Genomic DNA, 23985 nt, shown 5'->3' with positions numbered 1-23985 from the left:
TTCAGAACGCGGTTCGGAAGCCGGCGTAGAAGCGCCGTCCGAGCAGATCATAGGTCATCGTGTCGGTGTTGGCATCGGTGAAGCTCTGGATATAGGGCGCCTTGCGGTCGAACAGATTATCGGCCCCGATCTGGAAACGTGTCTTCTCGTCGATCGCGAAGGCAAGCTGAAGATTGTGGTAGAAGACGTTCGGCGTGCGGTAGCCGATGTCGCCGGCCGATGCGTTGAAGTCGGTCGCCTTGCCGATCCATTGTGTCGACCAGGTCGCGCTGATGCCGTCCTTTTCCGCCGTCAGCACGCCATAACCACGCCATTTCGGATAGCCGCCATTGCCGCCCCCGATAAACCCGTCGAAATAGATCGGCGCGCCGCCGGGGAAGGGGTTTACGACATATTTGTTGAGATAGGTCATGTTGAGATCCAAGGAGATCTTCACCTCGCCCACCGCACCACTGTACACCAGACCCAGATCGAGACCATTCATCTCCTCGCGGCCGGTGTTGATGGGCTGGGCGGAGAGGTAAGTGACCTCGCCGGTCAGCGCGCTGCGCGTAAAGTCGCTGCAGAACGGGTGCGACAGGTTCTGGCTCGCATAGCAGACTGCGAGCTTGGTCGAGCCGGGAATGGCCCGGATCGCGTCCTTGATCTTGATGTCGAACCAGTCTGCCGTCAGCGACAACCCTGGGATGATGCCGCGCGGCGATATCACCGTACCAACGGTCCAGGTCGTGGAGCTTTCGGGCCGAAGGCTCTGGTTACCGCCCACTGTGGTGAGGATCGTGGTGCCGAGCTGCGTATAGTTGGCCGGCACACCGGACGCCTGACAATTGGCGATCAAGGTCACGTTGCCGCTGGAGGTGTAGCGCGAGCAGGGATCGGTCGTGGTCAGATTGCCTTCCGAGACGCCGCCGAAAAGCTCCGGCACGTTGGGAATGCGAAAGCCCGTCCCATAAGTGCCGCGCAGACGGATGCTGTCATTGACTACCCAGTCGGCACTGAGCTTGTAATTCCAGTCGCTCCCGAAGAGATTATAGTCTGAGTAGCGGACTGCGCCATCGAGCGTGAGCGCCTTGGCGAAAGCTGTGTTGGCAAGCACCGGCACCGATAGCTCGAGATAGGCTTCCTTGGCGGTGCTCGAGCCCGAAATAGGATCCTGCTGATTGACGTTCGCCACGCCGAGCACCGTCAACGGGTCGGGATCGCGCCAGCCTTTTTCGCGCCGATAGACCACGCCGGTGGCGAAGGACACCGCGCCGGCTGGAAGGGAGAAGAGATCGCCGTTGAGGTCAGCCGTGACCGTGCCGAGTTCGTTGCCTCCGCGATCGCGCGAGGTGAACAGAATATAATCCAGAACCTGAGGTGTCAGGTCTCCGAACCCAAGATAGTCACCGCAGGGGATGGCCGCGCCCGCCGTGCTGGAGCATTTGCTCCTGTCGAGCGTGTTCGCGACGCGCTCGAGATTGGCGATGTTGGTCGAGCCGTCGACGGCCGTGTTACGCCCGAAGCTGCCCGCGACTTCCCAGGCCCAGTCGTTCGCCAGCTTGCCGCGCAGCCCGAAGGTGCCTTGCCAGGTATCGGTCTCCTGGAAGAAGTGGCGCGCGCCGGGTTCGGCGAGGCGGCGCTGGGCCAGGACCAGGTTCTGGCCGGTCGGATTGGTCGGATTGCTGGCTGGTATCGAGAGATTGCGCAGCGTGCCGGGTGTCGCGATCTGATTCGACTTGCGGAACGTATAGAGGAACTCGCCGAACGCCTGGATACCGTCGGTCAGCGCATAGTCCGCGAAGAAGGCCGTGCTGACGCGCTCGACTGGGCTGACCGCATTGAGAAACGGGTTCGAGTTGAAGTTGTGCTTGGCGGGACTGTAAGGCTCGTAGAAGTTCCCGTTCCCTCCGGGTACCTGGTTGAAGTTGATCTGTTGGCCGTTGGGCAGCACCGCGCGTCCGCCGATCGTCGAGGCGCTGTTGACGCAGCTCAGCGAGCCCGGCGTCGTTTCAGCGAGCGAGCAGGGCGCACGCGAGGCCATGTTGACGGCGCTGGTCTTCTGGTAGGTGACTGCTGCCATGAACCCGCCACGATCGTTGCGAATGCCCCAAAGTAGGTCCGCGGTGAGATCGGAGCCGTCGCCGCGCTCGGTAATGCCTTGTCGGACGCTGAGACCCAGGCCTTCATAATCGGTGCGCGTGACAAGGTTGACCACGCCGGCCATGGCATCGGCCCCGTAGATAGCGGACGCGCCATCCTTGAGGACATCGGTGCGTGCCAGCGCCACGACCGGGATCATGTTGAGATCGGGTGAGGAATTGGCGCCGGTGCCGCCCGCGACGAGGCGTCGGCCGTTGAGGAGCACGAGTGTGCGCTTGATGCCGAGGCCGCGCAGATTGACCTGAGCAGTGCCATAACCGTTGTTGGTCCAGTAGGCCGATGTCTGGTTGCCCGCGAAGCCGGCATTGGCCGGCAAACGCTGCAAGGCGGTTTCGATATTGACGATGCCGGTATTTTGGATCTGCTCGGCGGTGACCACGGTGGCCGGTCCAACCCCGGCCAGATCCTGCCGACGGATTCGTGAGCCGGTAACGACGATGTCGCTGTCATCCCCCAGGACTTGTGCTTTTGGCTGCGGTGTCGGATCGGCCTGAGCGAGAGCCGGCGCGGCGTAGCCCGCGACGATGGCGGCGCTGCCGAGCAGGGCCATCCTGATGGTCATGTGCAATCCCCCTGACGTTTTAGAACAGCCACAGACAACATCAGTTGTATATACAGGTCAACAGTATTTTTCCTGTTTTTCCAATACCTTATTCTCGTGAAATTTAGACATAGATATAGCTATAATACGCACGCCAGACGTCGAACCCTCATGACTGAAGAGATATTTTTGCGAGCGCTCATTTGCAAAGCTGCTGAGATAGGAGATAGAATATCATATCGTAATACAGCCTCGCACGCTTCGATTTGATGATCGGGACATTTGGCCGGCAAGAATGCGAAGCGGCATGATCACATGTTATTGGTGTCGGCGTGATATACCTAGGTATAGCGCTAGAGATGCTCCGGGAACATTAGTCCTTTGCTGAGCTTGCACGCGCCAGGGAAAGTAATACCGATGCGGACCGCATTTGATCCTCGTTTCCTGGATGTGTCGCGCCTTCTTCCGGATTGAGCCGCAGGTTCGCCTTTTGAGGCAGATGAAACGACTCCTGACGAAACGTCGTGCGACGAGTCCGGCGACCTGAGATCGTCGCGCAGCCACTGGGTCACTTGGCGATGATCCAATCCGGTTCGGCAGTGGCGGCGCAGTCCTCGAACGTCGATCGCATCCGCGGAGCCGACAGGCCGGCTTGTGCATGAGCCGCCCTGATTTTGCCGCTGGGCAGTACGGCAGGTTGCGAAAAATGCTTGCTGTGTCCCGGTCGGCGCGCGGGCGTGCAGCTCGCGCCTCGCACGATCACACGCGCAGCAGTCGCCCCACCGCCCGCATGATCGTCGCCCGGCGCGCCGCGTGCTCGGCAGCGTCGCGTGCAGCTCCGGTCATGCACCAGAGCTGGGTGAGGGCGGCGACAAGCCGGACGACATCCAGGGGCGTGAAGTCGGCGACGATCCGCCCCTCGGCCTGCGCCGCTGCGATCCCGTCCAGCTTCTCCCCGAGAAGGACCTCGCCGGCCGGGAGCATCAGAACATCCTGGCCACGCTCCAAATGATGCCAGGTCAGCAGCCTCCACAGGCGCGGGCGTTCGACCAGCAAGTCATAGGTGCGCCCCGCATAACCCTCAAGATCATTGGGATCGAAGCGATCGGCCTGCGCCGCGTCCATCACTTCCTGCGTCAGCGCGGCATCGAAGAGCGCCTCCTTGTCCCCGAAATAGGTGTAGAGCATCGGCTTGCTGATACCCGCCGCCTGCGCAATCCGGTCGATCCGCGCGCCCGCCAGCCCATGGGACGCGAACTCCTCGGTCGCTGCAGCCAGGAGCGTCTCGCGGCTCTGTGCGGCATTCCGCCGGGTTCGTTGCTTCATCACACCTCCAAGCATTGACGCATTCCAGGTTTCAAGTTACCTACCAGTTGGTAATATATGGAGTAACATATGTCCAATCACTGGTTTCTCACGGGCGCGTCCAGCGGCATCGGCCGCCATCTGGCCGAACTGATCCTGGCCGCTGGCGACGACCTTACCGCGACGGCCCGCAAGCCCGAAAGCCTCGATGATCTCGCGGCGAAATATCCGAGCCAGCTGCGCGTCGAAGCGCTCGACGTCACGGTCAAGGACGATATTGCTGCGGTCGTGGCCCGGGCGCAGGCGCGTCGACCCGTCGATATTCTGGTCAACAACGCCGGCGGCGGCGTGATCGGCGCCACCGAAGAGATGTCGGACGCCGAGGTCGAAGGCCAGATCGCGCTCAATCTCATGGCGCCCATCCACATCACCCGCGCCTTTGTCCCCGCCATGCGGCTGCGCGGGAGCGGCCGGATCATCCAGATCTCCAGCGCTAGTGGTCAGGGCTCGCTTCCGACGAGCAGTCTCTATCATGTGGCCAAATGGGGCCTGGAGGGCTTCAGCGAATGCCTCCACCAGGAGCTTGAACCCTTCAACCTGTTCGTGACACTGATCGAGCCGGGCGGGGCGCGCACCAGCTTCAGCCACAATCTGCAATTCGCCAGCGAGATCGCCGCGTATCGCGATACGCCCGCCGGCCATATCCGCAAGATGTTCGAGACCGCCGGAAACGAGCTCTACACGCTCGACCCGCAAAAGATCGCGCAAGCGATCGTTGATGTCGCAACCAGCGACCATCCGCCGCTGCGCGTGACTCTGGGGGGTGACGCTTTCGGCGTTGTCCAGGCGGCGCTGCAATCGCGGCTCGCCTTTCTGCAGTCCCAGGAAGCGCTCGCGCGCTCGGTCGCTTTCGACAGTTGAGCTTTTCCGTCTTCCAGCTTTCGTCTCCGCGCGGTGCGACGCGCCTCACCGGGGCCCGGCAACCCTGTCGTCAGCGCCGTTATCCGATACTTAGGTATAGTCATCCGACACGATTGCAGAGGCGCCACACGGGCAATCGCTTGGTACCATCGCAAGAGAGGAAAACCCTCGCGGTCGCCAATCAAGGGTGCGCAGACCTTCGCAGTCTGCGTGCCCTTGATGTGGCAGCGCGCCGCCCAGCCACGCGCGTCATGAACGGGAGCGGCCTTCTGCGAAACCCAACGCTCCGCCGCATTTTCTATAAGCTCTCGCTCGAATTGCTGCGCGCCGCCTTCTTCTTCCTGCGATTGGGCTTGAAGAATGACGAGTGTTTGTGCGCGCGTCTCAATAGGCGAGGCACACGGCTTCCGGTCGCCGCCGCCGTTCTTTGTCACAATGGCAAACGGCTACGGCCGGCGACCCTGATCGATCCGGCGTGCGAGCACGTCGGCAAGGATGACTTCGTGTGGATCAAAATGTCCCAGCCCAGCGAAACAGAACTTGCCGACATCGCCGGGAATTACGGCCTTCACCCGCTTGCCATGGAAGGTGCCGACAACGGCCACCAGATTTCGAAGCTCGACGATCACATGCTCAGGGTTGAGAGCGCCATCACCGGCATCCGCGACATCCTGATCTCGGTGTTCGAGGCGAGTCACCTGCTCGAACAGCAGCGCCAAGGTGCGATCACCCGTTAGCTTGCCGCCCGGGCTGCGATCCTCGCGGTGCCTACCGCGATTGCCGGAATCTACGGCATGAATTTCGAGAATATGCCCGAACTGAAGACGCAATGGGGATATTTCGTCATCCTCGGCGTCATCGCTGCGGTCTGCATTGGGCTCTACATCCGGTTCAAACGTAGCCACTGGCTTTGACGGCGCAGATCGGCTTTCCACATCGCGCCGGGCTGAGGCTGCCGGGGGCCGGCCGCCATAACTCAATGCTTTCGCAGAACCTCGGCGCGGTGCCGGTCCAACGCATCGAGCAAAGCCCTGCCGATCAAAGGCTTTGCGAGAACGTGATCGAAGCCCGCCTCGGCGGCCCGCCAGGCCAGCAGCGTGTCGTGAAAGCCTGAGATCATGATGGCGCGTCCCGACCATCCGATCTCGCGAAGGTGACGCAGCATCGCGAATCCGTCGATGTCGGGCATGCGATAGTCGAGGATGACGCAGTCTGCCTCCTTCGCGCGGGGGTCGGCCAACAGCGCGTGGCCGGTCGTATATCCCCACACGGCATAGCCGCGCGATCTCAGCAGCAGCTGGAGGCCACGCCGCACGCCGGGATCGTCGTCGGAGACGAGGATGGTGTATCTGCCATCATGCTGAGTGGAACGGACCGATGGCATTGCGAGAAGCGGACACCCGTGTGACGATTGCACCATCGATCGCATATCGCGCCTCGTCCCGTCGCTACGTAGAGGTCGCAGTCACTTCGGCTTGCGGCCCATGCCCGCGGCAAAGGCGATCCGCAGGGCTTCGGACAAATTGCGGACCTCGAGCTTGGCCATCAGGCTCGCGCGATGGACCTCGACCGTTCGCGATGAACAGCCCAGGTCATAGGCGATCGTCTTATTGGGCAGGCCGTTCGCCAGCCCTTCCAGCACTTCACGCTCCCGGGGCGTCAGTGCAGCGACCCGCACGCCGGCTTCAGAGGTTTCCAGAGTGCGAAAGTCGACATCGTCGAGACGCGCGAACGCGCGGCTGACGGCGCCGAGCAGGGCGGCTTTCTCGAAGGGCTTCTCGAGAAAGTCGACCGCGCCGCCTTTCATGGCCTGCACCGCAACCGACACGTCGCCATGGCCGGTCAGGACGATGACCGGCATATTGACCCCGCGTGCTGCCATGGCGGCCTGAACCTCGAGACCGTCCATCTCGGGCATGCGCACGTCGAGGATGACGCAGCCGACGGCCGCCGACTTCGCCTCCTTGAGAAACTCCACGCCCGAGGCATAGGTCACGACGTCGTAGCCCGCGGTCTTGAGCGCAAAGCTCGCCGCCTTGCGGATGCTCTCCTCGTCGTCGACCAGATGGATGACGCGTCTATCCCCCATGTTCCTCCTCCGCCCGCGCATGGATCAAGGTAAAATGAAAGCGCGCGCCGCCGCGGTCGGGGCGCTCCATCCAGATACGGCCCCCATGCGCTTCGATGATGGTCCGGCAGATCGAAAGGCCGAGGCCCATGCCGTCGGCCTTTGTCGACTTGAACGCCGTGAAGAGCTGCTCCCGGACCTCGTCGGCGATGCCGGGGCCGGTATCCGCCACGGTCACCTCGATCAGCCCGTCAGGGCGCAACCTGGTCGCCACCTTGAGGTCGCGAACCGGACACTCCGCCATCGCCTCGATGGCATTGCGCATCAGGTTGACCAGCACCTGCTGGATCTGCACCCTGTCGACGAGGACCGGCGTCGCGGCGGGATCGACTGCAAAGAAGCTGCGGATGCCGCGCTCGCGGGCGTCGACCAGCGCGAGCTGGCTCGCCTCGGCGATGACCCGCGGCAGCTCGTGGAGGCTCTTGTCGACCTCGCCGCGGGCGACGAAATCGCGCAGGCGCCGGACGATATGGCCGGCCCGCAGCGTTTCCTGTGCCGCATCATCCATCAACGACCGTAGCGACACGAAGGGTTCGTCGTCCCGCTCGTCGAGCATGTCGCGGATCGTCTCGAGATAGAGCGCGACCGCGGCAAGCGGCTGGTTGAGCTCATGCGCGAGGGTCGAGGCCATCGTGCCCATCGCGCTCAGCCGGGAGACATGGACCAGCTCTGCCTGCAGTTCCTTGAGCCTGAGCTCATCCTGCTCCTTGGCGGTGAGATCCCGGATGAAGCCGGTGAACAACCGCTGCCCGTCTTCACCGGCCTCGCCAACCGACAGCTGCATCGGGAAGGTCGAGCCGTCGCGGCGCTGGCCGACCACGACGCGGCCGAGGCCGATGATCCGGCGCTCGCCGGTCTGGAGATAATGCGCGATATATTCGTCGTGCCGGTCGCGATCGGGCTGGGGCATCAGGCAGGAGACGTTGCGGCCGACGAGCTCGGTTTCCGAATAGCCGAACAGGCGTTGGGCGGCCGCGCTGAACGACGTGATGGCGCCGGTCTCGTCGATGATGATCATCGCATCGGGGACGGTCGCCAGGATCGACTGGAGATGCTGCTCGCGGGTCTCGATTGACGCCCGGACCGCCGCCTCGTCGGTGACATCGCGACTGATGCAGGCAAAGCCTCGATGTGCGTCGCCTTCGAACAGGGCGCTGATCGTCAGGCGCGCGAGATATTCCGCGCCGTTCTCGCAGACCCGCCACGCTTCGCGCTCCAGCGTGCCTTCGTGAAGGGCGGCCGCCAGGTCTGCGCACGGGCGGCCGGCCGCAATCTCGTCGGGCGGGTAGAACAGGTCATGGGGCTGTCCCAAGACGCGATCGAGGGGCCAGCATTCGGCACGCTCGCCTTCTTCATTATAGCTCAGCACGATCCCGGCAGGATCGAGCAGCGTCAGGACGTGGCCGCCAGCCTGTCGCAGGAACAGCGGCGCAAGCCGCGCTACGTCGCTGGCAATCTCGTCCGGCCCGCGCCTCGTGTCGACCATCGTCCCGGCTCACATGCCTGGCCGGGCGCACGGATCCGGGCGTAGCCCGACCGTGCCACTCAGCGCCGCGCGAGTATGGCCTTCATCTCGTCGATTTCCTGCCGCTGCGAGCGCTTGATCGCTTCGCAAAGCCGGATGACTTCCGGATCGCTGAGCTTTGCTTCCTGGCACATCAGGATCGCCCCGGAATGATGCGGGATCATCGAGCGCAGAAAGGCCGTGTCGCCGATCGTGGTCTGGGTGCGGATGAGCGCAAAGCTGCCGAAGAAGGCGACCAGCGACGCGGCGATCAGCGCGATGTTGGCGGCTTTCGACGCGAACATGTGCCGCATGGCGACGATCATCAGCACCACCATCGGCGCGACCATCATCAGCGTCATGTAGAGCATGTTGAGGTTGTTGTAGAAGCTGTCGAGCCCGTCGATCATGACGAACATCACCAGATACATGATGACGCCGCTGATGACGGTCTGAACGGCAAGGCTCCAATAGGCGCCCATCTTCCGGGTGTTCATGTGGGACGAATGGTCCATGGCGTATCTCCTTCGCTCGGCGCCGGCCGACCTGGGTATGAGTGTAACGCCCCGCTCTCCTGTTCGCCCCCGCCATCAGCCGTCCTGATGCTAAAACCAGAAGCGAACGCCGGCGACGAAGCTGGTCGCATGGACGTCCTCGCCGGCAAGCCTCGACAGCCGCGCCGTGTCGCCGGCTTTGCGCAGATAAGAGACGCCGATATAGGGTGCGAACTGGCGGCTGAACTCATAGCGCAGGCGCGCGCCGAGCTCTATGTTGACCAGCCCCGAACCGATGTCGTTCTCCGGAATATCCTGCGCGGCGAAATTGACCTCGGCGCGCGGCTGCAAGATCAGGCGCTGGGTAATGCGCTGGTCGTAATAGCCCTCGACCCGGCCCAGAACATCGCCCTTGGTCGAGAGGAACAGCGCGCCTTCGACTTCGAACATGCCGGGAGCCAGGCCCTCGACGCCGACCGTCGCGTAAGTGCGGTCGGGCCCGCGGCCGAAGTCCTGGCGGATACCGCCCTGAAGATTGAAATAGGGGTCGATGGCCCGGCTATAGAGCACCTGCACCTCCGCGCTGTCGATGCCGCGGCCGAACTCGCCTTCGCCCTCGCTCTTGAGCCAGAGCCGATTGATATCGCCGCCGTAAAAGCCTTCGCCATCCCAGCGATAGCCATCGCGACCGCTATGCGCTTGATACTCGAACAGGTTGAGCAGCACCTGCCCGAAATTGTTGCCGCCGCTGTCCTTCATCATGATGTCGCGTGAGCGCGCCATCTCGGCGCCGGGAAAATCACGATCGGCGAAGTGGTCGCTGGGGGGAGGCGGCGGGGGCGCATTGCCGGCCGGAAGCGCCGTGCCGGTCATTTGCATGCCGGGCATGGCGGTCTGGCCATGCTGCGAATGGTCCATCCCGGGCATGTCCGGCATCGCGCCGTCCTGATGCTGGGAGTGGTCCATGCCCGGCATGTCCGGCATCGCGGGAGACGCGGGTTGCGGCTGACCGGCCGCATCTCCCTGCGGCGCAGGACTGGCCTGGTGCTGCGAATGGTCCATCGCCGAGGTGGCGTCTGGCGCTGGTGTCTGAGCGCGCGGCCTGGCGGCGGCCTTGTCCTTCTTCTTCTCCTGCGCCGGCGGCACCTCGCCCGGCGGCGCCATGCCGGGCATGCCGTGCATTGAATGATCCTGGGCAAAGGCGGGCGCGGCAGCGAAAAGGGCGATCGCGCTCACCAGCGGCGTGAGGATGCGGGTCATTACGCGTCTCCCTTCGGACGGACGCTCACGACCCGCATCATCCCGGCATGCATGTGGTAGAGGAGATGACAGTGGAAGGCCCAGTCGCCGACCGCGTCGGCGGTGAAGTCCCAGGTCACCTTGCCGCCGGGCTGGACGATTACCGTATGCTTGCGTGGCGCATGATCGCCATGCCCCGTCACCAGCTCGAAAAAATGCCCGTGAATATGGATCGGATGCCCCATCATCGTGTCGTTGATGAGATTGACGCGCACCCGCTCGCCTTCGATGAAGGGGATCGGCTCGTGATGGTCCGACATTTTTTCGCCGTCGAACGACCACATGAACCGCTCCATGTTGCCGGTGAGGTGAATGTCGATGCTGCGGCTCGGCGCGCGCACGTCCGGATTGCGATCGAGCGCCATCAGGTCCCTGTAGACAAGCACCTTGTGGCCGACGTCGGCGAGGCCCTGGCCGGGCTCGCCGGTGCGGTCGACGGGCATCGGCGAGATGGTCTGGACGCTCGGGTCGCGCTTCACCTGCGGCGCGTTCGAGAAGTCTCGCATCTTCATCGACCCCATCGCGTGCCCGCCATGGTCCATGCCCGCCATCTGGCCATCGGCGCCCATCGCGCCGTGGTCCATCCCGCTCATCGCGGAATGATCCATCCCCGAATGATCCATGCCTGCCATGGCGCTATTGTCCATGGTCGCCATCGCTGCCGCCGCGCCGGTCGCGAGGCGCGCGGACGCGTTCTTCTCGGCCGTCGGATCGACGCCCCGCATAGCGCCGCCCGACATGTCCATGCCTTCCATGCCCGGCATCGAGGACATGTCCATGCCCATGTCCTTCATGTCGGCGAGCGGCCGTTTGCGTAAGGGGGGAACCTCGCCGGCCATGCCGGCGCGCGGCGCGAGCGTGGCACGCGCCATGCCCGAGCGGTCGATCGCCTCGCCGACAAGGGTGTAGGCCTTGTCATCGCCTGGGCTGACAACGACGTCGTAGGTCTCGGCAACACCAATCTGGAACTCGTCGACGGTGACCGGCACCACATTCTGCCCGTCGGCCTGGACGATGGTCAGCGGCAGGCCGGGGATGCGGACGTTGAAGGTGGTCATCGCCGACGCATTGATGACCCGCAGCCGCACCCGTTCGCCCGGGGTGAAGAGCGCGGTCCAGTTGTCCATCGGACCATGGCCGTTGACGAGATAGGTGTAGGTGGATCCGGTCACATCGGAGATGTCGGCCGGGTCCATCCGCATCTGGCCCCAGTCGAGCCGGTCCTTGAGCGGCTGATCCTTGCCCGACAGGAGCCCGGCCAGGGTCTGGCGCTGGAAATTGAAATGGCCGGGGTTGACCTTGAGGCGCCGGAAGATCGCCTGCGGCGAGAGCGCGCTGTGATCGGCGAGCACGATGACATGCTCGCGGTCATAGGCGACCGGATCGGCACCGGCGGGATCGATGATGATCGGGCCGTAATGGCCTTCCTGTTCCTGCAGGCCTGAATGGCTGTGGTACCAGTAGGTGCCGCTTTGCACGACGGAGAACTGGTAGAGGTAGTTCGAGCCCGGCTTGATGCCCGGAAAAGACACGCCCGGCACACCGTCCATATTGGCCGGCAGGATCAGCCCGTGCCAGTGGATCGAGCTGTCCTCCTCCAGCTGATTGATGACGTTGAGCCGCACGCGCTGGCCCTCGCGCAGCCGGATCAGCGGGGCGGGGACCGTGCCGTTGAGGCCGATTGCCCGGAACTTGCGCCCGTCGATGGTCATCGACTGCCGGGCGATGGTGAGCGTAATGTCTTCGCCCGACACGGTCGGCAGCGTCGGTCGCATCCCCGGCGAGATCGTCTGCGCCCAGGCCGGCAGCCAGGCTGACAATGCTGCGCCGCCGCCGGCGAGGGCCGCGCCGCGGAGGAACTGGCGGCGGTCGAGAGCAGAAATCATTCGGTTGTCTCAGCTTTAAGAAAGAGGGCGTACCTATTGGGAATACGCAGCATGGCCTCATCCCCCTCAAACTTTCTTTAATATTTCCGAAAGGCGTGCCCTAGCTCGATAGAGGCGCGTTTCGACCGCCTTCTGGCTGATCCCGAGAATTTCGGCGGTTTCAGCTTCCGATTTCTCGTCGATCGTACGCAAAATAAGCGTGTCCTTGAGGGAAGACGGCAGGGCAGCAATCGCTTTCATTGCTTGCGCGAGCTGCTGTTCGGCCCCGATCGCCTGATCGGGCAGCGGTGCGTCGTCGGCGACGCCGTCCGCCTCGCCGAGCGGTAGGGCTAGGGCAAAGAAATTTCGAACCGCTCGCCGACGCCGCCAGTCATGGCATTTGTTGATGACAATCCGGGACATCCAGACCTGGAAGGGTCGGGTTACGTCATAGCGGTTGAGTGCGGCAAAGGCCGCGACGAAGCTCGCCTGGGTGACATCCAATGCCTCATCCATAGATCCGACATGGCTGCGCACGAGCCGGTGAACCCAACCTTGATGCCGGCGGACCAGCTCGCCATAGGCCGCTTGCCGGCCTCCAAGCGCCAGAGCCGCGAGCTCCCCGTCCGAGCAGTCGGGGAGGCACGCGGTCATTCGGATTTGGCCGTCAGCGCTTTCACCACGGCGTCGTCGAATTTGTCCGTCTGATCCGGGCGCAGCACGGCCCGCATCGCGAAGATATGCTCAAGTGTTTCTTTCTGCAGCGCGCCCATGGCCTGGTGCGAGCGATCCACCGCAGTTGCGACTTGCGGGCCATAGCCATGCTCCGCTTCGATCGCTTCCGCGAGACGCGCATTGTCGGCGCGCAATTCGGCCTCCAGCGCTTGACGCCGGATCGCGTAGTTCTTCTCGATTGTCTCGAGTCGGCTGTGTTGCGCTGAATTCAGCTTCAGATCGCGATGGAGCAGCTCGTGCAGCTCATTTTCGACCGGGCGCACTGGAACCACATAGACGCGGCCAATGACAACGCCAGCGATCGCCGCGGCGAAGGTCACCAGGACGAGGAGCAGGAGCCGGCGGCGGTCGCGCATCACTGCGAGCTCAGCAGCGTCGAGGGCGCAAGCGCGAGCCGAGCATCGAAGGGCGATAGCGGTTTGGCATCAGCAGACCGTGTCGGAACTGCCGAGCCGGCAATTCCGATGAACAGCGCGGTTGCGGCCGCGATGCCGAACGTCATAGCGCCAAGGCTTGGTATGGCCCGGATGCGCGCTATTTCCGCCATGACCCGGCTTTCCAGGCCGCCGAGCCTGGGATCGAGAGGCGCATCGCGCAACCGCGAGAGCAGGTGGTCAAGTTCATCCATGGTGCTTCTCCGTCTTCATCCTTCAATACGCACGATGGTCCAGGAACCCTTGCTGTAGATTGAAAAGAATAATTGCGAGGGGTGGGGGCTCGGGCTGCGTATTGTCTCATGGGATCTACAGGAGAATGTTCCAATGCGTTTCTTTTCGCCTCTCGCAGTTATCGCCGCCGTCGGCCTGAGTGTTTCTGCTCCGGCCTACGCGCATCCCAAGCTTGTGTCCTCGACGCCCGCCGCGAACGCCAGCGTCTCGGCGCCTTCGCGTATCACGCTCACCTTCAGTGAAGGTCTGATGCCGAAGCTGTCGGGCGCCGAGATCGTGATGACCGGCATGCCCGGCATGCCCAACCACCGCATGGCGGTAACCGGCTTCAAGACGTCCGTCGAAGGCGACAAGACGCTCGTGCTGACGCTCGCCAAGCCGCTCATGGCGGGCAGCTATCAGGTCGCCTGGCACGTCGTCTCGACCGACACGCACCGCATCCAGGGCAATCTCGCCTTTACCGTCAAGTGACGCCATGAACGACGTGGCACTCGTCGCCGTCCGCTGGGCGCTCTACGTCGATCTCGGCCTGTTGTTCGGCCTGCCGCTGTTCGCGCTCTATGCGCCCGGCGGCGGCCGGATGGTACAGCGGCATCTGCCGATGGTAGCAATGGTGGCCGGTCTCGCCTGTCTCGCCCTCCTGCTGTCGGCGCTGGGGTTCGCGTTGCAGGCAGCGGCCATGACCGGGCTGCCGCTCACCCAGCCTGATCTTTCCATGGTCGCAGAGCTGTTCAACGGCACGTCCATGGGAACGGCGCTGAAGGCGCGCCTCGTCGCGCTCCTCGTTCTTCTGCTCTCCATCCCCTTCTATCGCCGGCAATCCCGTCCTGCCTTCATCGCCTCCACTCTGGCAGGCGCGGTCGCACTCGCGACCCTCGCCTGGAGCGGGCATGGCGCGGCCGGCGAAGGCGAGGCGGGCTGGCTGCAACTGGGGGCCGATCTCATCCATCTGCTCGCCGCGGGCGCCTGGGTCGGCGCGCTTGCCGCATTCCTTGCGCTGGTTCTTACCAGGCTCGCAACCGATGATCTCGCCACTGAAGACATGGACCGGGTCATGCTCGCCGAGGAAGCGCTGCGGGGCTTCTCCCTCGTCGGCACGATCATCGTCGCCCTGCTGATCCTGACCGGGACGGTGAACGGCTGGTTCCTGGTCGGCCCGGGCAACATCGCGTCTCTCGGGCAGTCGACCTACGGCCTGCTGCTCATCGCCAAGCTGCTGCTCTTCGCCGGCATGCTGGGCCTGGCCGCGCTCAACCGTTATCGCCTGACCCCGGCACTTGCGCAGGCGATCGAGGAAGAGGACGCGCCACGGGCGCAGGCGCTGCTGCGCGCGAGCCTCGTCGTCGAAGGCGGTCTTGCGATCGTCATTCTCGGGCTGGTCGCCTGGCTGGGGACACTGTCGCCACCCATGTCGATGTAGCTTATCGTTTCGGACGCCTCGCGTTGGGAGAAGCCAATGCAATCCTACACCCCGCCGCTCGGGACCGGATCGACGAAAGACTATGATCGCGCGATCCGCCTGTGGACGCGGGAGAAGCGGTGGCGTGCCGCCATGCTCGCCGCCCTGGCGCCCAAAGCCGGTGAGACGGTCGTCGACGTCGGCTGTGGCACCGGCAGCTTCGCGCTGATGCTCAAGCAAGCCGAGCCCAGGACGCAGGTGATCGGTCTCGATCCCGATGCCGAGGCGCTCGACATCGCGCGGCACAAGGCCGCTGCGCGGCAGGCCGATATCGACTGGCGTCAGGGATTTGCCAGGGACGTGGCCCCGGGCACCGCCGACGCTGTCGTATCGAGTCTCGTGCTGCATCAGATGCCGGTCAGGGAGAAGGCGGCAACCCTGCGCGCCATGTTCGCCATGCTGCGCCCGGGTGGCCGCCTGGTGATCGCAGATTATGGCCGCCAGCACGGTCTCATGCGGCTCGCCTTTCGCCTGACCGTGCAGCGACTCGATGGCATCGATGATACCCGACCCAACGCCGACGGCGTGCTCCCCGGCCTGATCGCGGCGGCCGGCTTCAGGCATGTGGCCGAGACGTTTCGGCTCTTGACCATCACCGGCGCGATCGAATTGCTTACCGCGCATCGACCGGCGCAGGCCCAGGGCCTTACGGTTGCGAACGACCTTGGCTGATCCCGGCCGAGCGACCGGGTACGCCGATTTGGCCGCTTAGGCGATTACGTATTGACCCTGACACGGTGTCAGACCCTAGATCGTCAGGCGTCGAAAGGAGCAAGGCGATGAACGAGACACATGGAGCGGCGCATGGCGGCGGTTGCTGCGGCGGCCACGGCGGCGCGAAAGCGGCGACCGGCATCAAGGACCCGGTCTGTGGCATGACCGTCGATCCGGCGACCACCGCGCACCATGCCGATCATGGCGGTGAACGCTATCATTTCTGCAGCGCGGGCTGCCGGGCAAAGTTCATCGCCGATCCCGAGCGCTATCTCGGCCCGCCGGCACCGCCGTTCGCAGCGCCCGTGGGCACGATCTGGACCTGCCCTATGCATCCCGAGATCCGGCAGGACCATCCCGGGTCCTGTCCGATCTGCGGCATGGCGCTCGAACCCGCGACCGTGACCGCCGACAGCGGTCCCAGCCACGAGCTGGTCGATTTCACGCGGCGTTTCTGGGTTGGCCTGGTGCTGGCCCTGCCGGTGCTGATCCTCGAGATGGGGGCGCACCTGTTTCCTGTGATCCATCGCCTCGTGCCGATGTCGACCTCGGTATGGATCCAGTTCGTGCTGGCGACGCCTGTCGTGCTCTGGGCGGGCTGGCCGTTCTTCGAGCGTGGCTGGGCCTCGCTCAAGACCCGCAACCTCAACATGTTCACCCTGATCGCGATGGGGACGGGGGTCGCCTGGATCTACAGCGTCGTCGCGACGCTCGCGCCTCAGCTGTTCCCGCCTGCCTTCCGCGGCGAGGACGGCATGGTTGCCGTCTATTTCGAGGCCGCCGCGGTGATCACCGTTCTCGTGCTGCTCGGCCAGGTGCTCGAACTGCGCGCGCGTGAGCGGACCTCGGGCGCGATCAAGGCGCTGCTCAACCTCGCGCCCAAGACCGCGCGCCGGATCGCCGCCGACGGGAGCGAAGAGGAGATCAGTCTCGATCTGGTCGCGGTCGGCGACCGCCTGCGCGTGCGGCCGGGCGAGAAGGTGCCGGTCGACGGCGTAGTCGAGGACGGCCGCTCCTCGCTCGACGAGTCGATGGTCACCGGTGAATCCATGCCCGTCACCAAGGCCAAGGCCGACACGGTGATCGGCGGCACGCTCAACCAGACCGGTGCGCTGGTGATCGTCGCCGACAAGGTCGGACGCGACACCATGCTTGCGCGGATTGTCCAGATGGTCGCCGAGGCGCAGCGCTCGCGCGCGCCGATCCAGCGCATGGCCGATCAGGTGTCGGGCTGGTTCGTGCCCGTGGTCATCGCGGTTGCGGTGGTCGCGTTTATCGCCTGGGGTATCTGGGGCCCCGAGCCGCGCTTCGCCTATGGGCTGGTGGCGGCGGTCGCCGTGCTGATCATCGCCTGTCCCTGTGCACTGGGTCTCGCCACGCCGATGTCGATCATGGTGGGCGTCGGCCGCGGCGCCGGACTCGGCGTCCTTATCAAGAATGCCGAAGCGCTCGAGCATATGGAGAAGGTCGACACGCTCGTCGTCGACAAGACAGGCACGCTGACCGAAGGCCGCCCTGCCGTCACCCAGGTCGTGCCGGCGCCCGGCTTCGACGAAGCCGAGTTGCTGCGGCTTGCCGCCTCGGTCGAACGGGCTTCCGAACATCCGCTCGCGCTGGCGATCGTCGAGGCTGCGAAGGATCGCGCCATCGCCACGAGCGACGTCACCGACTTCGACTCGCCGACCGGGCGCGGCGCGCTCGGTACGGTCGAAGGGCGGCGCATCGTCCTCGGCAATGCGCGGTTCCTCGCCGACGAGGGCGTCGCCACCGAGGCGCTCGCCGGCCAGGCCGACGCACTGCGACGCGATGGCGCCACCGCAATCTTCATCGGAATCGACGGCACCGTCGGCGGTGCCTTCGCCATCGCCGATCCGGTGAAGGCCACGACGCCAGAAGCGCTCGCCGCGCTCAAGGCGGAGGGTATTCGCGTGGTCATGCTGACCGGCGACAACCGCACGACAGCGGAAGCGGTCGCCCGGCGCCTGGGCATCGACGAGGTCGAAGCCGAGGTGCTGCCCGATCAGAAAAGCGCCGTGGTCGCCAAGTTCAAGCGCGAGGGGCGGGTGGTCGCCATGGCCGGCGACGGTGTCAACGACGCCCCCGCGCTGGCCGCCGCCGATGTCGGCATCGCCATGGGCTCGGGCACCGACGTCGCCATCGAGAGCGCGGGCGTGACCCTGCTCAAGGGCGACCTCACCGGCATCGTCCGGGCGCGTAAGCTCAGCCAGGCGACCATGTCGAACATCCGCCAGAACCTCGTCTTCGCCTTCATCTACAATGTCGCGGGCGTGCCGGTGGCGGCGGGCGCGCTCTATCCGCTGTTCGGCATCCTGCTCTCGCCGATCATCGCGGCCGCCGCCATGGCGCTCTCCTCGGTCAGCGTGGTCACCAACGCGCTGCGACTCAACCGGAAGGCGCTGTGAACATCGGCGAGACGTCTCGGCGGAGCGGCGTCTCGGAGCGGATGATCCGCCATTATGAGAAGATAGGCCTCATCCCGGCGCCGCCGCGCCGGGGTGCGGGCTATCGCGACTATGACGAGCGCGATCTTCATCGCCTGCGGTTCATCGCCAATGCGCGCGATCTGGGGTTTCCGATCGAGGAGATCCGCACTCTGCTCGGCCTTTGGGCGGATACGGGTCGCGCGAGTGGCGAGGTGAAGCGGCTTGCGCTGGCCCGTGCCGAGGAATTCGAGCGCAAGGCGGCAGCGCTGACGGCGCTGCGCGACACGCTGGTCGATCTCGCCGAACGCTGCCACGGCGACGCGCGGCCGGATTGTCCGATCATTGCCGAACTCGCCACGGGCCGATCCGCATAACGTCCGATGTCGCAGGATGGTGAAGCCTAATGGCGATCGTCCTCAGGCGATCCGTTCAGGTCCACAGCAAACGCGATCCGTAGCAAGTCGGGCAAACTTTGGGCTCCCAGTTTGACCATCAGGCTGGCTCGATCCAGCTCGACCGTGCGCGGCGTGGTACCGAGTTCATCTGCGATAAAGCTATTGGGATAGCCTCGCGCAATCCCTCTAAGAACGGCCCGTTCGCGCTGCGTCAGTCTCGCGGCTTTCGACAGCGCGTCGGCCTGTTCTGCGGCACGCCCGGTTATATTCTCCAGCGAGCTGAAGGCGCGGTCGATCGCGCCAAGCAATGCGGCCTTTTCGACCGGTTTGGCGAGAAAGTCGGCAGCGCCCGCCTGCATTGCCTGCACGGCGAGCGTGGGATCGCCATTGCCGGTGAGCATGACGACAGGCATATCAATCCCGCGTCGCGTCAGCTCCACCTGGACCTGAAGGCCGTCCATGTCCGGCATGTGCATGTCGAGGATCACGCAGCCTTTCTTAGCGTCACCCGCGGCCGACAGAAACTCCGGCCCCGAAGCGTAGGCCTCGACGGCGAAGCCGGCGGTACGCAACGTGAATCGCAGTGCCTTTCGGATTGTCTCTTCGTCATCGACGATGTGAACGACGCGCTTGTTCCCCATACTCCTCGGATCGATCTGGAGTGCCGCGCCGCAAAGGCACCGCTATTGGGGAGGCCTCTTACGGGCAGGACCATGGTCCAAGGTCAAGGCCGAAATATTGCCGCAGCAGTTCCAACGGCGCAGGTGCTCGACATCGCCCCGATACGGCGGCTCTTACCACTGGAGTTCGGGCACCTCCGTCTGGTCTCCTGGAAGGGGGGCGCCCCAAAACGCGGCGGCCGAAAACGTACACGCCCTCAACGGGGCTGAACGCGCTACCTGCAAAAAGGGGCGTGAGGCCCAAAAGTGCGTCTGTCGGGCTCGACTTCAGAGCCGCAAAGCTCGGGCACCTGCTGGGGACATACGAGCCGTTCTAGGCCTCACCTCAAGATTTGTTCGCCAGACAACGCTAAGCTGGAAATACTGAGAACATCCTAGGCGACGAGCCGAAGTCTGCCGTTCGGGTCGTGGAGTGCTCGGTACCCGCGGTTGCCGCTGAAAGATGCATCTTCCCAAAGGTAGTCACCTGTGAGGCCGATATGCGACCAACCCAGAGGTGAGACGTGCGCTAGCAGTGTTTCGTCGATCTCAATTCCCGAGTACCGCAGGTGATCGGCGGCCCGGCCGAGATAGAGGGCATTCCAGTATGCAATGGCGGCGATGAGCAAGTTGAGCCCAGATGCGCGGTATTGCTGGTTCTCAAGAGTTCGATCGGTGAACCGGCCCTGGCGGTTGGTGTAGACGGCGTCTGCCAGAGCGTGCCGGGCCTCTCCCTTGTTCAATCCGGCTTGGCAGGCGCGGCGCAAATCAGGCTGTTCCAGCCAGTCGAGCGTGAACAACGTCCGCTCGATGCGGCCAAGTTCGCGAAGGGCAAGGTCAAGCTTGTTCTGCCGGCGATAGGCGGAAAGCTTGCGCAGGATGATAGACGGAGCAACAGTTCCTTCCCGAATTGAGGCGGCCATTCGGACGAGATCATCCCACTCTGCCTCAATGGTGCCGACCTTGATCGCCTGGCCGAACAGACATTCGATGCCTTTGTAGTTTGCACCGGATACGATGGTTCCGAGCCGCCGGTCTGCAAGATCACGCATTCGAGGGACGAAACGGAACCCGAGCAGGTGGCACAGGCCAAAGACGTGATCCGACGCACCGCCGGTATCGGTATACAGCTCCTTCAGTGGCAATTCGCGGGCCCCTAGCATCAGGCCGTCGAGCACGTATGGGGCTTCGTTTGCGGTGGCAGACATGATGCGCGAACTGAACGAGGCAAAATGGTCGGAAAGGTGCGAGTAAATTTTGATACCTGGCTCGTGACCGTATTTTGCGTTGATCTCGGCTGCGCCCGATCGGATCCGGCCGGTGCGGAAGAACTGGCCGTCGGATGATGCACTGACACCTTCGCCCCAGTTTCGCGCGAACGGGAGGCGGTGATGTTCGCGCACAATCTGGGCCAGAGCAGCCTCGTAGTTATCGGGCGAGATATACCAGTTCTGGGTCCAGGCGAGCTGCGCATATGTGACGCCCTGGCTGGCGTTGGCCATGCGTTCGACGCCGAGATTCGTACCATCCGCCAGAATGGCGGCGAGCACGGCAGCGGGCTTATCGTGCTCCTTGCCCGAGCGGACATCCCGAAATGCAGAGAGAAATCCGGTACGTTCAGCGACTTCGAGCAGGAGTTCGGTAATTCGGACGCGCGGGAGTAGGGCATCGAGTTTGCGGTCAAGAGCTTCCGCTTCTGGTGGAGTCGCCGCTTGCAGCGGAACGACTTTCAGCTTTTCGCGAACGAGCGTCACGCCAGGCAAGCGGCCGGTCCGCAGCTGATGCGCGAAGTGACGCAATCGCCGATCAAGTTCGGCGCTCTTATGAGCCAGATATTCTCCGGAATTCACGTTGATCGGCAGTTCGGAGATTGCCGATTGTGCGGCCTTGCGGGGGAGCAGATAGGCGTCGAAACGCTGGTAAGCCCGCGTTCCTTCGACCCAGACATCGCCCGCTCGCAGTTTATCTCGAAGTGTCGCCAGCACGGCCGTCTCGTAGCGCGGACGGCTGACCTTTCCTCCCTCCATTATCAATTTGGACCAATGCCGATTGGAAAAGGGCATCGGCGGGTTTGCTGGCAACTGCGTACCCCAACTGCCGTTGGCCTGCTTGAGGAGATCGAGAGCGGAGAGCAGGTTGGTCCCGCTGCCCGAGGCCTTGAACGTGAATGTGTCGAGGAAGTTGCGGGAGAACCGGCGCAGTGTAGCGTATCGCTCGGTTGCAAGAACCAGAGTGTCCTCCTGAGCGAGATCCGCCAAGGCATCGACGTGCGGACGGGCTGCCATCAGGCGATGCCAGCCCACCATCTCATCGACCAGGACCAGCGGATCGCCGCCAGTTTCCTCTGCCATATCCAGCGCCGCGATCGTTGCACCAAACAGTCGCATGAGCTTGCCGACCGAAGGTGCTGTGTCCTGATAGCGGCGTTCCTGGCCACGCTTGGCTCGGGTGAACAGCCCGCCAATGAGGCGCTCGAACATCAGGATTGCGGCATCTGCAAGCTTGACCTCGAGATTGACGACCGCGGCTGCCAGCGTCGCTCTGCGGCGATTGTGGGAATAGTCGGCCAACAGAAACGGCGGAGCGACGCTGCCCTCGCGCACGAATTGGCCAAAGCGGAAGCCCGTGGTTGCTAGGCTGATTGCCGGTTCAATCCCGAGATCACGTATGAACCGCAGCCGCTTGAGAAGCGCATTCATGTTCTTGGTTGACGGAGATCCGGGCATATCCCGCAACCAAGCCAGCGGCGTCATACCAAGGGCTGGGTCATTGATCAGGAGTGCGTCGAGCAACTCCAATGTACTGCCGCCCAGTTCGGCGACGATTTCCGATGCTGCGCGCTTACGAGCGCGTGCTCTCCCGGCAAGCCCGGCCCGCTCGAGGGTGTCGGGCGGGGGCAGAATAAAGCGCTCCGCCTTCAGGTTATCCATCAAGGATCTGGCAATTGTTTCTCCGCGGTCACTGCGCATGGCTGCACGGGCTGCAAGTTCAATAGCGTGGGCAACATCCGCGCGTGTGAACGGCCTAAGACCGAGGTAATCAGCGGCAATTGAGCTGTGGTCGGTTCGCGTTTGCGGACGTTGGCCATAGGCACCGTATGTGCCCGGAGCGACGCCAAGCTGCGCAGACAGGTAGTTGAGTATAGCATCGGGGATGTCCGAGTTCGTGCGCAGCCCAAACCCAGGATGCCGCAGTAAGGCAAGGTGAGCAGCAATACCGAGCCGATTAACGGGGCCTCGTCGCTTTCCGATGATATCCAGGTCTTCGACCGTCAGCGTGTAGTTCCTGATGATCGAGAAGTGGTCGGTTCTTGGTAGGAATAGCCGCTCGCGCTCTTCCCGCGTCAGTAAATTGCGCCGCGCCATGTTGTACCCCGCCTGAGTCGGAATGACCCCCCAATCGGTCAGGCTAGACCCGCGCAATGGGGCAGGCATGCAAAAAGGTTATTGCAGAGTTTCAGAGACATCTCCGGCTTAGCGTTGTCTGGCGAACGAACCTTGAGGTGCCCCCTACAAAGCGTCGATCGCCAAGATCCATAAGCTGCTCGACCTCAAAGATCCTACCCAGGCTGATCTCGTGAAGCTGCGGCTGCGCGCGATCCGGCGCGAGAAGGGCACGGCGCAGGCACAGTGAGGTGGTGCCGGTTTTCTGGACATGATGTTAAGCTAATCCCGACGTGAGGAACGGACGGGAATGAAGACGACGAGAAAGCGGTATTCTGCAGACTTCAAGGCGAAGGTGGCGCTGGAGGCGATCCGTGGTGATCTGACGCTGGCGGAATTGGCCGCCAAGCATGGCGTGCATCATACGATGATCGCGGCATGGAAGCGTCAGGCGGTCGATGGCATGGCAACGACCTTCTCAGGGGCAGGCGAAGCGACGAAATCGACCAGCGAGGCCGAGTTGGAAAAGCTTCATGCCAAGATCGGGCAACTCGTCATCGAGCGGGATTTTTTAGCGAAAGCCTCCGGTCGATGAGCGTGGCACGGAGGCGCTCGAAGATCGATCCTGCTCACCAACGCCTGTCAATCTCTGCCCAATGCCGGCTGCTTTCGATCAGCCGATCGGCCTATTATTATACGCCAGTGCCCGAGACGGATGAGACGCTGGCGTTGATGGAAGTGATCGATGCGACCTTTCTTGATTGCCCATGGTATGGCAGCCGCCAGATGGCCCGGCATCTGAAGCGGATAGGCCATGATGTTGGTCGCCGCCGGGCGCGGCGGCTGATGGCGAAGATGGGCCTGACACCGATCTATCAGCGGCCGCGCACAAGCGATCCGCATCCACAGCACCGGATCTATCCGTACCTGCTGCGCAAGCTGGCGATCGAGCGGCCCAATCATGTGTGGTGCGCCGACGTGACCTACATCCCGATGCGGCGTGGCTTCCTGTACCTGGTAGCGATCATGGATTGGGCGACCCGCAAGGTGCTGGCCTGGCGGCTGTCGAACACGATGGATGCTGGCTTCTGCGTCGCGGCGCTGGAGGAGGCGCTTGCCCGCTATGGCAAGCCCGAGATCTTCAACACGGATCAGGGCAGCCAGTTTACGTCGCAGGCCTTCACCAGCGTACTGCGCAAAGCCGAGGTTCGCATCAGCATGGATGGTCGGGGGCGTTGGATGGACAACGTCTTCATCGAGCGCCTCTGGCGATCCCTGAAGTACGAGTGCGTCTATCTCCATGCCTTCGAAACCGGATCAGAGCTTCGC

The 23985-nt window shown here is 63.7% G+C and carries 19 protein-coding genes and 3 pseudogenes; 9 read left to right on the top strand and 13 right to left on the bottom strand.

Annotated features, from left to right (window positions below; translation table 11 throughout):
• Position 1: 1 nt before the first annotated feature.
• Entirely contained in the window at positions 2 to 2704 is a 2703-nt protein-coding gene (locus L284_RS43365) for a TonB-dependent receptor domain-containing protein (protein ID WP_015449259.1), read from the bottom strand.
• 738 nt (positions 2705 to 3442) lie between these two features.
• Positions 3443 to 4009 (bottom strand): TetR family transcriptional regulator, encoded by a 567-nt coding sequence (locus tag L284_RS43360; RefSeq protein ID WP_015449258.1) that lies wholly within the window; start codon positions 4007 to 4009, stop codon positions 3443 to 3445.
• A 69-nt stretch (positions 4010 to 4078) separates the two neighbouring features.
• Between L284_RS43360 and L284_RS43355 the strand changes: the two genes are divergently transcribed.
• Together L284_RS43355 and L284_RS49120 are read left to right on the top strand one after the other, a co-directional pair.
• Complete coding sequence (locus L284_RS43355; protein ID WP_020820517.1) at positions 4079 to 4909, top strand: SDR family oxidoreductase; 831 nt, start codon at positions 4079 to 4081, stop codon at positions 4907 to 4909.
• 611 nt (positions 4910 to 5520) lie between these two features.
• Positions 5521 to 5823, top strand: a pseudogene (locus L284_RS49120) (CorA family divalent cation transporter); the annotation flags it as partial.
• Between the two features lie 62 nt (positions 5824 to 5885).
• Here the strand turns inward: L284_RS49120 and L284_RS43345 are convergent.
• The 9 genes from L284_RS43345 to L284_RS43305 form a co-directional block, all read right to left on the bottom strand.
• The gene (locus tag L284_RS43345; protein ID WP_007683354.1) at positions 5886 to 6293 is read right to left on the bottom strand and encodes a response regulator; all 408 of its coding nucleotides are present in this window, start codon (positions 6291 to 6293) and stop codon (positions 5886 to 5888) included.
• Between the two features lie 81 nt (positions 6294 to 6374).
• On the bottom strand, positions 6375 to 6998 hold the full coding sequence (locus L284_RS43340; protein WP_007683357.1) for a response regulator transcription factor: 624 nt from the start codon (positions 6996 to 6998) through the stop codon (positions 6375 to 6377).
• On the bottom strand, positions 6988 to 8523 hold the full coding sequence (locus L284_RS43335) for a PAS domain-containing sensor histidine kinase (RefSeq protein WP_020820520.1): 1536 nt from the start codon (positions 8521 to 8523) through the stop codon (positions 6988 to 6990). Before L284_RS43335 ends, L284_RS43340 begins: the two co-directional genes overlap by 11 nt.
• 59 nt (positions 8524 to 8582) lie before the next feature.
• Complete coding sequence (locus tag L284_RS43330; RefSeq protein ID WP_004212732.1) at positions 8583 to 9056, bottom strand: DUF305 domain-containing protein; 474 nt, start codon at positions 9054 to 9056, stop codon at positions 8583 to 8585.
• Positions 9057 to 9146: 90 nt separating this feature from the next.
• On the bottom strand, positions 9147 to 10295 hold the full coding sequence (locus L284_RS43325; RefSeq protein ID WP_020820521.1) for a copper resistance protein B: 1149 nt from the start codon (positions 10293 to 10295) through the stop codon (positions 9147 to 9149).
• On the bottom strand, positions 10295 to 12220 hold the full coding sequence (locus tag L284_RS43320) for a copper resistance system multicopper oxidase (RefSeq protein ID WP_020820522.1): 1926 nt from the start codon (positions 12218 to 12220) through the stop codon (positions 10295 to 10297). The genes L284_RS43325 and L284_RS43320 overlap by 1 nt, the downstream gene beginning before the upstream one ends.
• Before the next feature lie 66 nt (positions 12221 to 12286).
• Positions 12287 to 12853, bottom strand: coding sequence for an RNA polymerase sigma factor (locus L284_RS43315; protein WP_007683367.1), 567 nt, complete (start codon positions 12851 to 12853; stop codon positions 12287 to 12289).
• The gene (locus tag L284_RS43310) at positions 12850 to 13290 is read right to left on the bottom strand and encodes a periplasmic heavy metal sensor (RefSeq protein ID WP_007683368.1); all 441 of its coding nucleotides are present in this window, start codon (positions 13288 to 13290) and stop codon (positions 12850 to 12852) included. Before L284_RS43310 ends, L284_RS43315 begins: the two co-directional genes overlap by 4 nt.
• A complete protein-coding gene (locus tag L284_RS43305; protein WP_004212738.1) occupies positions 13290 to 13562 on the bottom strand; it encodes a hypothetical protein in 273 nt (90 codons plus the stop codon). The genes L284_RS43310 and L284_RS43305 overlap by 1 nt, the downstream gene beginning before the upstream one ends.
• A gap of 133 nt (positions 13563 to 13695) precedes the next feature.
• Here L284_RS43305 and copC point away from each other — a divergent pair, with 133 nt between their 5' ends.
• The 5 genes from copC to cueR all read left to right on the top strand — a co-directional run bounded on the left by copC (position 13696) and on the right by cueR (position 18593).
• On the top strand, positions 13696 to 14073 hold the full coding sequence (copC, locus tag L284_RS43300) for a copper homeostasis periplasmic binding protein CopC (protein WP_007683372.1): 378 nt from the start codon (positions 13696 to 13698) through the stop codon (positions 14071 to 14073).
• 4 nt (positions 14074 to 14077) lie between these two features.
• Positions 14078 to 15022 (top strand): copper homeostasis membrane protein CopD, encoded by a 945-nt coding sequence (gene copD, locus L284_RS43295; RefSeq protein WP_020820523.1) that lies wholly within the window; start codon positions 14078 to 14080, stop codon positions 15020 to 15022.
• A 36-nt stretch (positions 15023 to 15058) separates the two neighbouring features.
• The gene (locus L284_RS43290) at positions 15059 to 15733 is read left to right on the top strand and encodes a class I SAM-dependent methyltransferase (RefSeq protein ID WP_020820524.1); all 675 of its coding nucleotides are present in this window, start codon (positions 15059 to 15061) and stop codon (positions 15731 to 15733) included.
• Positions 15734 to 15840: 107 nt separating this feature from the next.
• The gene (locus L284_RS43285) at positions 15841 to 18198 is read left to right on the top strand and encodes a heavy metal translocating P-type ATPase (RefSeq protein ID WP_020820525.1); all 2358 of its coding nucleotides are present in this window, start codon (positions 15841 to 15843) and stop codon (positions 18196 to 18198) included.
• Positions 18195 to 18593, top strand: a complete 399-nt coding sequence (gene cueR, locus L284_RS43280; RefSeq protein ID WP_020820526.1) for a Cu(I)-responsive transcriptional regulator — start codon at positions 18195 to 18197, stop codon at positions 18591 to 18593. The genes L284_RS43285 and cueR overlap by 4 nt, the downstream gene beginning before the upstream one ends.
• Positions 18594 to 18619: 26 nt before the next feature.
• Here the strand turns inward: cueR and L284_RS43275 are convergent, their stop codons facing one another.
• Positions 18620 to 19255 (bottom strand): response regulator transcription factor, encoded by a 636-nt coding sequence (locus tag L284_RS43275; RefSeq protein WP_021235673.1) that lies wholly within the window; start codon positions 19253 to 19255, stop codon positions 18620 to 18622.
• Between the two features lie 413 nt (positions 19256 to 19668).
• On the bottom strand, positions 19669 to 22638 hold the full coding sequence (locus L284_RS43270) for a Tn3 family transposase (protein WP_025160581.1): 2970 nt from the start codon (positions 22636 to 22638) through the stop codon (positions 19669 to 19671).
• A 145-nt stretch (positions 22639 to 22783) separates the two neighbouring features.
• Between L284_RS43270 and L284_RS48865 the strand changes: the two are divergent.
• A pseudogene (locus L284_RS48865) lies at positions 22784 to 22903 on the top strand (integrase); the annotation flags it as partial.
• A 63-nt stretch (positions 22904 to 22966) separates the two neighbouring features.
• A pseudogene (locus L284_RS43260) lies at positions 22967 to 23985 on the top strand (IS3 family transposase); the annotation flags it as partial.

It is taken from the genome of Novosphingobium lindaniclasticum LE124 (assembly GCF_000445125.1).
Lineage (GTDB): Bacteria > Pseudomonadota > Alphaproteobacteria > Sphingomonadales > Sphingomonadaceae > Novosphingobium > Novosphingobium lindaniclasticum.
This window is presented reverse-complemented; position numbering and strand designations above follow the sequence as displayed.